Annotated in this window: 9 protein-coding genes; 2 read left to right on the forward strand and 7 right to left on the reverse strand. The window is 35.5% G+C overall.

The genetic code is table 11. From position 1 onward, the window contains the following. Window positions 1–291 precede the first annotated feature (291 nt). Window positions 292–1,191, reverse strand: coding sequence for a DMT family transporter (locus tag ACIQXF_RS22320; protein ID WP_402787881.1), 900 nt, complete (start codon window positions 1,189–1,191; stop codon window positions 292–294). A 306-nt stretch (window positions 1,192–1,497) separates the two neighbouring features. On the opposite strand from ACIQXF_RS22320, the gene ACIQXF_RS22325 reads away from it, so the two are divergent. Beyond that, on the forward strand, window positions 1,498–2,220 hold the full coding sequence (locus ACIQXF_RS22325) for an MgtC/SapB family protein (RefSeq protein ID WP_402787884.1): 723 nt from the start codon (window positions 1,498–1,500) through the stop codon (window positions 2,218–2,220). Window positions 2,221–2,235: 15 nt separating this feature from the next. Beyond that, window positions 2,236–3,216: a cation diffusion facilitator family transporter gene (locus ACIQXF_RS22330; protein WP_402787887.1), complete on the forward strand. Its 981-nt coding sequence runs from the start codon at window positions 2,236–2,238 to the stop codon at window positions 3,214–3,216. A 313-nt stretch (window positions 3,217–3,529) separates the two neighbouring features. Here the strand turns inward: ACIQXF_RS22330 and ACIQXF_RS22335 are convergent, their stop codons facing one another. From ACIQXF_RS22335 to ACIQXF_RS22360, 6 genes are all read right to left on the reverse strand, one after another. Continuing rightward, window positions 3,530–4,267: a hypothetical protein gene (locus ACIQXF_RS22335; protein WP_402787889.1), complete on the reverse strand. Its 738-nt coding sequence runs from the start codon at window positions 4,265–4,267 to the stop codon at window positions 3,530–3,532. Between the two features lie 185 nt (window positions 4,268–4,452). Further along, window positions 4,453–5,616, reverse strand: a complete 1,164-nt coding sequence (locus ACIQXF_RS22340) for an iron-containing alcohol dehydrogenase (RefSeq protein ID WP_402787892.1) — start codon at window positions 5,614–5,616, stop codon at window positions 4,453–4,455. Window positions 5,617–5,684: 68 nt separating this feature from the next. Next, on the reverse strand, window positions 5,685–6,791 hold the full coding sequence (locus ACIQXF_RS22345; RefSeq protein WP_402787895.1) for a response regulator: 1,107 nt from the start codon (window positions 6,789–6,791) through the stop codon (window positions 5,685–5,687). Next, on the reverse strand, window positions 6,788–9,841 hold the full coding sequence (locus ACIQXF_RS22350) for an ATP-binding protein (RefSeq protein ID WP_402787898.1): 3,054 nt from the start codon (window positions 9,839–9,841) through the stop codon (window positions 6,788–6,790). The genes ACIQXF_RS22345 and ACIQXF_RS22350 overlap by 4 nt, the downstream gene beginning before the upstream one ends. A gap of 434 nt (window positions 9,842–10,275) precedes the next feature. Beyond that, entirely contained in the window at window positions 10,276–11,520 is a 1,245-nt protein-coding gene (locus ACIQXF_RS22355) for a Glu/Leu/Phe/Val family dehydrogenase (RefSeq protein ID WP_402787901.1), read from the reverse strand. Between the two features lie 83 nt (window positions 11,521–11,603). Further along, entirely contained in the window at window positions 11,604–12,797 is a 1,194-nt protein-coding gene (locus ACIQXF_RS22360) for an ornithine--oxo-acid transaminase (RefSeq protein ID WP_402787903.1), read from the reverse strand. Window positions 12,798–13,176: the final 379 nt, after the last annotated feature.

The raw sequence follows: 13,176 nt of genomic DNA on the forward strand, positions 1-13,176 counted from the left end.
CAGGATCAAACTCTCCATAAAAGAAATTTGATTAGCTCAAATTGTTTTGCTGGCATCTTTATGATGTCCAAAATTTGTTTCGTTCACTAACTCAAAGTTAGCTACTAAAAACTTTATTGATTACGTTTTGCTTGTTCAGTTTTCAAGGTTCATGTTTTGTCACTTGTTTTCAGCGACTTTATTATCATAACTTGTATTCAACAAGAAGTCAACAACTTTTTTAAAATCTTTTTATCAAGTGTTCCTTCTTGTTAAGGACAAGTAATAATATATAATATAGCAAAATAAAAATCAAGCTTTTTTAGAAAAAAACTTTAAAATCTTTTTCTCATCGACTACGAACAAGAGAATTCCTATTATAACAATTAATCCACCAATAATTTGTGTAGCTATTAAATACTCTTTAAAAATTAGAAAAGCTAAAATAGCTGCACCAATCGGTTCAAATAATATCGCAACAGAAACTACATTTGTACTAACATATTTGATAGACCAATTAAATAGAGTATGGCCAAATAAATTAGGAACTATCGCTAATAAAATAAACCAGAGCCAATCCATAGTAGAATAAGGGCCAAAAGATTCACCCTTTATAAGAACATATAAAAATAACGTAATTGTACTAACAACGTAAACAATCATCGTGTAAGTTATCAGAGATAATCTTTTACGTACATCCTGTCCGAATAATAAGTATGCTGTTATGAGTACACACGCAATAAGAGCAAGCAAATCTCCGTAAAATGCATTGCCACTAAGTTTAAAATCTCCCCAACTAATTAAAACACTTCCGACAATGGCAGTTGCTCCTGCAAAAATGGTTTTTAAAGTAATCTTCTCTTTAAAGAAAAAATATGTACCGACAAATGCAAACAACGGCTGTAATGTAACTAAAACTGTAGAACTTGCTACAGATGTGTAATTCAGTGATTCAAACCATAGAATAAAATGAAATGCTAAGAAAATCCCCGCAATTGATGAGAATATCCAATCCCTTCTCAATAATTGTTTTAACTCTTTAGTGTATTTCAAGAAAAACAATGGTGCCATGATCAAAACTGAAAACAGCATTCGGTAAAATGCAATAACGCCAGCTTCTGCATTTGCTAATTTTACAAATATGGCAGACAAAGATACAGAAATAACGCCAATAAAAATAGGGATGTATGGATGTATTTTTGGCTTCTCCATAAAATCCACCTCCAATCAATTAAAATGAGTCCGGATTCGGCTTTGTGCTTAGGCCTGCAAATGTTTTTTGTGCGAAAGCGTAGCGACAGCAACAACACGATGTTGGTCCCTCAGGCGTTTTCACAGGATGTGGAGTTCTTAACCTGGGTTCCTCTAGTTCAGTAGATATTTGTCTGTTGAAAGAAGGTAAAAAAATACTTATACATCACTACTTTCGTGATGTACAATACAAAAAAAGTAATGCACATACAATAATGACAGCTTGCATATCTCTAAGCAATACGAAATATCTGTGGAGGGTTGCGTATGGATACATTATTAGAAAACATGATTACATATGAAGTTGGCATAAAATTAGTTATTGCAGCCACATTAAGTTTAGTAATCGGTATTGAAAGAGAATTAAAAAAGAAGCCCGTAGGATTAAAAACAAGCTTAGTCATCGCTACATTCAGCTGTTTATTAACCATAATTTCAATTGAAACCGCATACTCAACACCCCCAAGATCTGAAGTCAATATTACTATGGATCCGCTTCGCTTGGCTGCCCAGATTGTTAGTGGAATTGGATTTCTTGGAGCAGGGGTTATTTTAAGACGTGGAAATGATAGTATTTCAGGTTTAACAACTGCTGCAATGATTTGGGGAGCTGCCGGAATTGGAATTGCAGTTGGGGCGGGCTTCTATATGGACGCGACTTTAGCTGTTATTATCATTGTCTTCGGAATTGAGGTTCTATCACCATTCCTAATGAAAATAGGGCCAAAACGAATTCGCATGAGAGAAATATCATTGAAAGTTCAAATTAACAATGATGAAAATACTGAATCCTTTTTACAATTTCTAAAAGAGAACAATATTATAATTGAAAACATTCGCATTAAGGATGTTCCTCTAAATAATGATAATGTTTTACACGAATTAGATTTACGCTTATCATTAATTGTCTCTGATAACTTGCTGTCATTTTACCGTTCATTGCGAGCCTTATCATATATAGAAAAAATTGAAATGGAAATTTTAAACTAGCTGGAGGATTCTTCTATGGCAGAAATATTGAAACTATTAAAAGACGGCAATAAACCCTCACTTTTGGCGGCAGGTGTTAATGCCTTTTTAGGAATAATTAAAGGTATAGCCTTTTTCTTTACAGGTAATGTTGCCATGTTCGCTGAAATGATGCACTCTTTAGGGGATGCAGCAAACCAATTATTTGTTTATATCGGCTCAGCACTTTCAAAAAAAGCTCCGACGAAACAATTCCCTTCAGGCTTTGGGCGAATAGTAAATCTGGTTTGTCTTTTTGCTGTTATCATTGTTGCCATTCTCTCTTATGAAACTATAAAAGAAGGCTGGCATCATTTTATGAATCCAACAGGGGTATCTAAAGGAATGCTCATTGCACTTGGTGTATTATTAATCGGGATTATATTAGAGGGATCCGTCCTTGCTAAAGCTGCTGTAGAGATTTTACATGAAGCAGGACATGAAAAAGCAGGTATCATCACTGCCATTCCTAAAGCTTTTGCCCATTTAAATCGTGCTAAACCAGCAACGAAATTAGTATTTATGGAAGACTTAGTTGCTACAGGTGGTAATGTGTTGGCCTCCTGTGCTATATTAATTGCACACTTTACTGGCTGGGCAAGAATAGAAGGACTTGTTTCAATGATTATTGGTTGTATGATGTTCTATGTAGTTGCTAAAGTGTTCCTCGATAATGCACGTGGAGTCATCGGCGAAACAGACGAAGAAATGCTCAACCATGTTGCTCACCTTGTTATGGATGATCCGAACATTAAAGATATTGTGCGCTTAGAGGTCATTAAAGAAGGCGAATTTTTACATGTAGAACTAGTTGCCGAAGCAGATGCAAGTTTATCACTCGCTTATTTAGATGATGTACGTGATCATTTAACAGAGATTATTATAAGTCAGAAGGGTGTTTCAAAAGTAGCTATTTTATTTGATGAAGATAACGGCAGATTAGATTGGGTGCATGTCGGCCAAAGACCAATAAAGTGAAACTTCAATCAGTGTGGATTTTTCTCATCCCCACTAATTGTTGTAGAGGAACACAAGCTAAGTACTCCGCATCCTGCGGAAACGCTTGTGTGACCAACATCATGTTGGCCTCAATCGGGCTTTTACGGGCAGTCGATCTCCCGCTCCCGCTTATATTTTTTGCTTCACTTAAATCTTGAAGTGGGAATCTTAATGCCCATTTATGTGGGATAAACTCAAATTTAAAGCAATAATATCGTCAAAACCCTATCCTATAAATTTCAAAATAAATGAAAAATAGCCAATTGCCATATTTCAGGCAGTTGGCTATTTTTCATACCGGTACTAGATGACTCTGTTTTCGATTAATTGTTTCTTCATTTATGCAATCTGGTATTTCTTCTTTACTTACAAAAACATGGTTTGTAATCATAAAAGTTAATAACATTTTTATTGCGATAATCTTTTTTACTCCTTGCTGCTGAATAACTATTTTTGAGAATTTTAAAGTTGCCAAACGATTAGCTAATGCATATTCTTCTGCATTTGTAATCTCTCTTCCGTCAGCATGGCATCCTAAAATAAAATTACCAGCATAAGAATCTTTTAATACATTAGGATGCATGGATTGGTAATGCACCTCTGCAATTGAATCTTCTTCATTCATCATTTGATGAGCCACCAAATAATGTTTTAAAGCACCTTTTAAATCAATTGCGATAGCTGTATCTGCTAAAATTGTTCGATAATAAACTATCACAATTTCAGCATCCCCTAAATAAGGCTTCACTTCTACTACAATTTCACCAGAAGGACGTACAAATAATTGTACAATTGCTTTATTTACACCATCTGTAATGGTAATATTCGTTTGACCAAAGCGTAAACTTTTAAAAATTATACTCTGATCAACGATGTAACCCGCAACAATTCGGTCATTTTCAATTTGCAGTGATTTCGCTTCAATCCCCAATACTTCTACAAAATTTTGCATTTTATACACATGCCCCTGAAATGGTGTTTCTATGCAACGCAATGTGACAATACGGTCTTCTAGCAATTGTTTCAACATTTTCTCCCTCTCCAATCTTTGTTTATATTGTTCTATTTTAATAAACTTAGCTGAACAAATTCTGAACAATCCTACATTTAGCGAGTGAATACGACAAATTTAAACATTTATATAGTTAACTTTCCTTAATTTTTCACAAAAAAATATGAGACTACAAACACGTAGCCTCATATCCATTCTCAATATTAAAGGGAGTTTTGCAAAATAGTACGGACATCTTCTTCCTGTAATTTATTGAAGTTTCCAAACGGTCCATTTTGCATAGCATGTTCAACAATTTGATTGAACTTTGCATCATCTATGTCATAATCCCCAAGACGATTTGGAGCACCTAATGAAGTCCAGAATGTTGATAAACGATCAATTCCTTCATAGGCAACTTCTTCTGACGTCTTTCCAGTCGCATCCACGCCAAATACTCGTGTTGCAATGCCTGCAAAGCGCTCTGGGTTCACCGGTACACTTAGACGCATCCAACGAGGTTGTAAAATTGCTAAACCACCCGCATGTGGAATATCGTACACTGCGGATACAGCATGCTCAATATTATGTGACGCCCAATCTCCACGGGAGCCAATTGATAAGAATCCATTTAACCCAATTGTTCCTACTAATAAAATCGTTTCACGCAATTGGATATTCCCTAAATCTTCTAGTAATTTCGGTGCTGTAGTAATGACTGCTCGTAATACACCTTCGCACATTTCATCCGTAATTGGAGTATTCGTTGTATTATGGAAATATTGTTCAAATACATGCGACATCATATCAACGATACCGTATACTGTATGGTTTCTTGGTACAGTCACAGTATACGCGGGATTTAAGATTGAAAATTTAGGGAAAACAGCAGGGCTACCAAAGCTTAGCTTTTCTTCTGTAGCCGCATTAGTAATAACAGACCCAGAGTTCATTTCGGAACCTGTTGCAGCTAGCGTTAATACCGTTCCTAACGGTAAAGCGTCCGCTACAAATACTTTGCGTTTTACAATATCCCAAGCATCGCCATCATACTTTGCACCAGCTACTATTAATTTTGAACAGTCAATTACAGAACCACCACCAACAGCTAACACAAGATCAATTGCTTCCTTTTTGCAAATATTAATCCCAAGTCTTGCCGTTTCTACACGTGGATTTGGCTCTACTCCACTCAATTCAAATATAGTTTTATCCGCTTCATGTAATTTTTCAATAACAGCATTATATACACCATTTTTCTTAATGCTGCCTCCTCCGTATACTACTAACACCTTTTTACCATATTGCGCTAACTCTTTAGGTAACTTCTCCAGTGCATCCTCACCAAAATGTAATTTCACTGGGTTATAAAATGTAAATGAATCCATTCAATTCGCCCCCCTCTAGTTGGATTTTCTCATATTTATATTGAAGAAAGCAAAGATTTAAGTTGATCCTAAACACGAATCATGTAGTCATTATAGATGCTAAAAATTCTCTCTGGTACAGAAATACCAATTTCGAATAATTTCTCTTGTATACCTTCATAGCATTTTACACAATCTTGTTTTTTGTTTTGTTCGATCAAAAATTCCAGTAGTAAAAACATATAGTTTTCATTAAATTCATCTAGCTCTAGCATTTTTTGTAAGCAGTTTAATTTTAACAACAGGTTAATAGAGGCAGTATTTGTAATATACATTTCAAGCACATGCAATACACCTTGCTTTAAACGGAGTTGTGTTTGAATTGCCCAGGGATACTCCTCTTCTGCTAAAAAATCACCCTCGTAGCAATTTAAAAGCTGTTGAATAGATGGTTCATCATGCCTTTGCAGTTCTAGCAAATGAATAAGTTCATCATAATCACTATCAATTTCCACATTTAATTGGTAATGATTATTGACTAATTGAATTGGATCTTTAATACCTTGTTCCTTTAAAAGCTTCCTTAATTGATAAATAGACGTATGTAAATTACTAGCTGCCTTCTCAAATTCTAAATCTGACCATAGCTCCTCTATTATAACAACATTTAAAATAGGTTTTTTTTGGTGGAACCAAAGATATAAAAAAAGCTCACGTACTTTCCTTGTACGCCATTTCATCACCGTATGCTGAGCATCTAGTAAATAAAAGCTACCTAATGTATGGGCATATAAGAGATGTGCCTTTTTCTCTTTTAATACATCTCCTTGTAATTGCAACTTTTGTTGTGCTTTTACTAACGCCTTAATAAGCCGCTTCTCATGAACAGGTTTTAACAAATAGTCTGTTGCCTCTATATCAAATGCATCCGCTGCAAATTGAGCATGTGCTGTAACAAATATTATTTGTGTAGATGGTTTTCTTGTTAATTGTCTTGCCACCTGTAAACCATGCACATCAATCATTTCTATATCTAAAAAAACGATATCAATAGATTCTTTTTCAAGAAAAATCAGTGCATCGTTTGCATTTGTAAATGTTCCCTTAATCGAAATCTGAAATTGAGTAAGTCGATTTAACTTGAAACGTAAAACATCAATAGCCATTTTTTCATCATCTATGATAATAATATTCATGCTCCATCACCCTCCGGTAATAGTATTAGAATAGTTGTCCCCTTCCCTTCCTCACTGTATAAACGAAAACTCGCATTTTTCATTAATTTAAATTTTTTTAGCGGATTTGAAAAACCAATGCGCGAACTTTCTTCATTAATTAATTGTTGTAACTTTTTAGCGGGTATACCTACTCCATTATCATGTATTTTAATCCGAACAAATTGTCCCTCTCGCTGGATACTTACCTCAATTGTACCACCCTCTGGCTTTTTGGAAATACCATGAAAAACGGCATTTTCAACTAATGGCTGTAGTGATAACGCTGGAATCATAAGTTGTATAGATTCATCAATATCATATTTGATAGTTAATCGATCACCAAACCGCATTTTTTCAATATAAAGATATGCTTTTACAAGCTCTATTTCTTCTTCAATCAATATCATGCTGTTGCGATAGTGCACATTGAGCTTTGCACGGAAGTATGTTGCTAAGCAGTATAATGCTTCCCTTGTATTATCCATATCAGAATAGCTCAAACCAATAATTGTATTGAGCGTATTATAGATAAAATGAGGCGTCACTTGTGAATATAAATAATTCATCTCAACTTCAATTGCATCTAATGATGATTGCCGAACTGCTAATAAAGATTCTATTCGTAAAAGCAATTCATCCATTGCTACAGGTTTTTGTAAATAATCATTGGCTCCTACCTGCAAGGTTTGCACTAAATCAGAATGCTTCATAATAGCAGTCAAAACAATGATTGGAAGTTCTAACATGTCATATTGCTTGCGCACTTGCTTACATAATTCATAACCCGACATACCATCCATCATTAAGTCGATTAGCATACAATCCACTTGATTTGATTTAATGTAGTTGACACAATCAAAACCATTATCTACACCAATCACTGTATAGCCCTTTAAAGCTAATATGTCAGCTAAAACCTTTATATTGATATGATCATCATCTACAATAAGGATTTTTTTATCATTACCTTTATAGAACAACGGTAAATCAAGCTGTAGAACTTCGGTAGATGTATGTGTAACAATTGCACCTAAATGTTCATTATTTACTTGTTCATCTATTGCTAACGGCATTGTAAATGTAAATGTCGTTCCTTCTCCTAGCGAGCTTGTTACTTGAATTACCCCATTTAACTTTTCAACAATATTTTTAGCAATACTTAATCCTAAACCAAGCCCTTCCTTTTTGTGATTTCCCCTTACTTGATAAAAGGCATTAAATAGATGTTCTATATCCTGTGGAGGAATACCTAAGCCCGTATCACTTACTTGAATGACCATTTGTCGATTATGAGTATGTGCTGTGACTACAATTTCGCCAACTTCTGTATGCTGGATCGCATTGTGCAATAGATTATAAAGCACCTGCTTAAAGCGTAATTCATCTGTTAGCATGGCAGGCAATGCCAAGTCTACCTCCGTTATTATTCGGACATTACTATTCCTTGACATGACACTTCGTATTTCCTCTACCACTTCATTTATTACATTTACTCGCACTGCTCGTGGTGAAACACGTACCTCACCTGTCATGTGATTGGATGAAAACAACAAATCTTCCACTAAATAACCTAAACGCTGCGCTACATTATGAATTAAAATCACTTGCTCCTGTTGAGCACGCTTCAATGGCCCCTGAGCACCTTCCATTAAAGATCTAGATAGATTTAAAATTCCATTTAATGGTGTACGCAATTCATGTGAAGTCTTGAGTAAAAATTCGTCCTTCATTTGGTTGTGTGTAATTAATTCTTCTGATAATGCTTGAATCCTCAAAAACGCTACATTCGCACGATAGTTTAATAGTGATGTAAAGCCTATTAATACAAGTAAAAACAACACAATTTCACTATAATCAAATGGCATATCTGTTAGGAAATTAATAACTAATAAAATGGCATAACAGCAGATAGCCGCCAAAACAATTAAAATATAACGCGCTCCCTCTAATCGTTTCAACATCACCCGAATAAGAATCCACACATTAAACAATACAACCGGCGCCGTAAGGGCTATATAAGCTAATTGCCTATTTATGACTGCCTCTTCTGAAGTAGCTCTATGATTCTTGGTAAATGGATTATAAATACCATAAACAACAAAAACGATACCTAATAAAAATATAATCAAGTAAATGATTTTCTTTTTTGTTAATTGCGGATACATATAATAAATAAAAAGTGTTAAGCAAATAAGCACCAACGGTAAAATACCTAGCTGCAATCGAATTTGATCGATAGTAAGAATTGGTGGCATTAATAGGAAGAAAACTTTTTGATTTATAAAGGACATATAGAATCCTAATAATATCGCAAATAATCCAAAAAACAGTTCTTCCTTGCTTCTACGTTTTTGTCCATAAAATATAATATAAAAAATGCCAAATATAATATATCCAATACTAATAAAAGCATCCGCCAAAACTTTTAATCGATAATGATGTTGGATAGCTTCCATTGATCCAAATTCAATAGGATAAATAATTCCTGCCTGCGGATAATGAAAATTAGCAACTTGTATAACAATATCGAGTTCTTTATGATCACTTCGTGCAAAAACAGTATATTTATCATCATTTTCAGTTCGATAATCTTCTATTGTTGTACTCGGATTGCCCTTTGCCCCCACTTCCACACCATTAATAAAAATGCGATTTGATTGCCGTATAGTCCGAATATATAAACCATATTGACCTTCAACAGGCACCTTTACTTTGATATGATAAGTTCCCATTGAGATGCCTTCTTCATTTGGCTGCATATAATCATGCAAATCTTCTGGAACATTAATGGTTATACGTTTATTTTTATAGGAATCCAACGATTCCCATGGTGCTATCAAAACATTTGGATAAAAGGACCACTTACCCTTCAATTTTATAGGCTTCGACAATTGATCAACATCAAGATTAACAGCGCCATTTTCTACAATCTGAGGCTGGTCAGAAGAGAAATAATGCCCATTTCCAAGGTAAAAGACAAGTGCAAACAGCATGATAATACTTAAGATAATCAAAATATTTTTTTTCATTATCATGTCTCCTATTATTTTTGACTTGCCCTGCTACGTACGCTTACATTTTATCATAGTATGTATGAACAAAATCTGAACAAAGAGCTTCTTTTTTTAGTAACGCCACCCAGTTATGGGCTTCTATCCGTCACTTCATCAGTTCTATCCTATGTTCAGATTTTGTTTAGGTAGTCATTGTATAGTAGAGACAGTACATAATATAAAGGAATTTTGCTTATGTTTATAATAATTAGTAGTTGTTGTATCGTTATCATCGGAGGAATAATACTTTTGCGCATGTTCCAATTACGCAAAGAGCGGAAAGAAAAAAAGATGCTTTTAGAGCAACGGCTTCAACACCTTATTTATACAAATAAAAAAGAATCACCCACAGAAAAAAACGAGTCCTCCTAATTACTTAGGAATGACTCGTTTTGTATTTATCTATTTTATTAAACCCATCCACGGAAGCGTGAAGCTTCTGCAGTGCGGCGAACACCTACCATATAGGCTGCTAAGCGCATGTTAATATTACGGTTTGTTGCAGTAGTATAAACATTGTCAAACGCTTCAACCATTTTTTTGTATAAACGCTCTTCAACTTCTTCTTCTGTCCAGTAATAACCTTGGTTATTTTGTACCCATTCGAAGTAAGATACTGTAACGCCACCAGCAGATGCTAATACGTCTGGTACAAGTAAAATGCCACGCTCTGTTAAAATTTTAGTTGCTTCAGTAGTTGTTGGACCATTCGCTGCTTCTACTACGATGTTTGCTTTAATGTTATGTGCATTGTCAGCAGTAATTTGGTTTTCAATAGCAGCTGGCACTAAAATATCACAATCAAGCTCTAGTAATTCTTTGTTTGAAATTGTGTTTTCGAATAATGTTGTTACCGTACCAAAGCTATCACGACGATCTAATAAGTAGTCGATATCTAAACCTTCAGGATCATGAAGTGCACCATAAGCATCTGAAATACCAATTACCTTTGCACCTAAATCATGCATGAATTTTGCAAGGAAGCTACCTGCATTTCCGAAGCCTTGAATAACAACGCGTGCACCTTTAATATCAATGCCACGTTTTTTCGCTGCTTCTTCGATAACGATTGTTACACCTTGTGCAGTTGCACGGTCACGACCTTGAGAACCACCAAGTACTAGTGGTTTACCTGTGATGAAACCTGGTGAGTTGAATTCGTCCATACGACTGTATTCATCCATCATCCAAGCCATAATTTGTGCATTTGTAAATACGTCTGGTGCAGGAATATCTTTTGTTGGTCCTACGATTTGACTCACCGCGCGTACATAACCACGACTTAAGCGCTCGATTTCGCCCATAGACATTTGACGTGGGTCACAAATGACACCGCCTTTACCACCACCGTATGGAAGATCGACAATACCACATTTCAATGTCATCCACATTGAAAGCGCTTTAACTTCTTCCTCAGATACTTGCGGGTGGAAACGAACCCCACCTTTAGTAGGTCCTACAGCATCATTATGTTGTGCACGATAACCAGTAAATACTTTCGTTGTACCATCATCCATTTTCACTGGGATGCGTACTTGCAGCATACGAAGTGGTTCTTTTAATAATTCATACATTGCTTCGTCATAGCCAAGTTTATTTAAAGCATCTTGAATGACATCTTGAGTTGATGTGAACAGGTTTAAGTTTTCAGACATATTAAATCGCCTCTTTGTTTTTTTTAATGATAGTATATCGGCATCATTGTAACATACTTCCGAATTAAAATGTGAACATTTTGTTAAACTTTAAATACTTTTTCAATTTGTTCGATTGACCAATCTAAATCTTCTTGCGAGATCACAAGTGGCGGTGCAAAACGAATAACTGTATCATGTGTTTCTTTACATAATAAGCCTAATTCTTTTAGTTTTTCACAGTATGGACGGGCTGCCTCTGTTAATTCCATACCGATAAACAAGCCACGACCTCGAACTTCCTTGATAACTGGGTTGTTAATTGCTTTTAATTTACCTTTGAAGTATTCACCTAGCTGATGAGAACGCTCTGCTAATTTTTCATCTAGTAATACTTTAATTGATGCAATAGAAACAGCACATGCTAAAGGATTACCACCGAAAGTTGAACCATGTGATCCTGGATTAAAGACTCCTAAGATATCACGGTTTGCAGCTACACAAGAAATCGGGAATACACCACCGCCTAAAGCTTTACCTAGGATGTACATATCAGGCTCTACCTCTTCCCAATCACATGCGAACATTTTCCCTGTACGTGCTAAACCAGCTTGAATTTCATCTGCAATGAATAATACATTGTTTTCACGGCATAGCTCACGAGCTGCCTTTAAGAAGCCCTCCGGCGGAATAACGATACCAGCTTCCCCTTGAATTGGTTCGATTAAAAATGCTGCAGTGTTAGGCGTAATTGCTGCTTTTAATGCTTCTAAGTTACCGTAATCTACTAGTTTAATATTTGGTAACATAGGACCGAAGCCACGACGATATTCTTCATCAGATGATAAAGATACAGCAAGCATTGTGCGACCATGGAAGTTACCGTTACATGCAATAATCTCTGCCTTACCATCTTCTACACCTTTTACATCGTATGCCCAACGACGAGCAGCTTTAAATGCAGTTTCTACCGCTTCTGCACCTGTATTCATTGGTAACACCATTTGTTTGTTTGTTAATTTCCCAACAAGCTCATACCATTCACCAAGGTTTTCGCTATAGAATGCACGAGAAGTTAACGTTACTTTATCCGCTTGTTCTTTTAATGCAGCGATAATTTTTGGATGACGATGTCCCTGATTTACAGCAGAATAAGCTGATAACATATCTAAGTATTTGTTACCTTCTGGATCTATAACCCAAGCACCCTCAGCCTCTGAAATTACAATTGGCAGTGGATGATAGTTTGCAGCACCATAATTTTGAGTTTGTTCAATAACTAATTGTGTTTTTGTCATTTAATATTCTCTCCTTACTTCTTCATGATGAAAATCTATGGAAGAAAGGGACTATGTTCTTCTATAAGTGAATTTAATAGAAACAATTTTTATTCATCAGCATTTTAAAAGAAAGAAAATACAAGAATCTGCTCGGCTTCTCCTCGGTAAGTCACCCCATGTTAGCGTCTACCTAATCTTACTAACGTTCATCCTCGAAGGAGTCTCGCAGATTCTTTTCAAAAATGTTTCTATAATTACTTATGGAACAGCCCTATCATTCAAAGTGGAATCCTCCACTACTCTTAAAGCATTTCTGAAGTTGTTTTTGCTTGCATATGAAGTTGTAGGTAGTCAGGGCCACCAGCTTTTGAGTCTGTACCTGACATGTTGAAACCAC

Origin of the sequence: Lysinibacillus sp. NPDC097231 (genome assembly GCF_044761885.1) — a bacterium.
Lineage (GTDB): Bacteria > Bacillota > Bacilli > Bacillales_A > Planococcaceae > Lysinibacillus.

Bases quoted from the DNA above. Each gene is read 5' to 3' on its own strand.
- ACIQXF_RS22320 (WP_402787881.1), bottom strand. From the start codon at position 1,191: ATGGAGAAGCCAAAAATACATCCATACATCCCTATTTTTATTGGCGTT.
- ACIQXF_RS22325 (WP_402787884.1), top strand. From the start codon at position 1,498: ATGGATACATTATTAGAAAACATGATTACATATGAAGTTGGCATAAAA.
- ACIQXF_RS22330 (WP_402787887.1), top strand. From the start codon at position 2,236: ATGGCAGAAATATTGAAACTATTAAAAGACGGCAATAAACCCTCACTT.
- ACIQXF_RS22335 (WP_402787889.1), bottom strand. From the start codon at position 4,267: ATGTTGAAACAATTGCTAGAAGACCGTATTGTCACATTGCGTTGCATA.
- ACIQXF_RS22340 (WP_402787892.1), bottom strand. From the start codon at position 5,616: ATGGATTCATTTACATTTTATAACCCAGTGAAATTACATTTTGGTGAG.
- ACIQXF_RS22345 (WP_402787895.1), bottom strand. From the start codon at position 6,791: ATGAATATTATTATCATAGATGATGAAAAAATGGCTATTGATGTTTTA.
- ACIQXF_RS22350 (WP_402787898.1), bottom strand. From the start codon at position 9,841: ATGAAAAAAAATATTTTGATTATCTTAAGTATTATCATGCTGTTTGCA.
- ACIQXF_RS22355 (WP_402787901.1), bottom strand. From the start codon at position 11,520: ATGTCTGAAAACTTAAACCTGTTCACATCAACTCAAGATGTCATTCAA.
- ACIQXF_RS22360 (WP_402787903.1), bottom strand. From the start codon at position 12,797: ATGACAAAAACACAATTAGTTATTGAACAAACTCAAAATTATGGTGCT.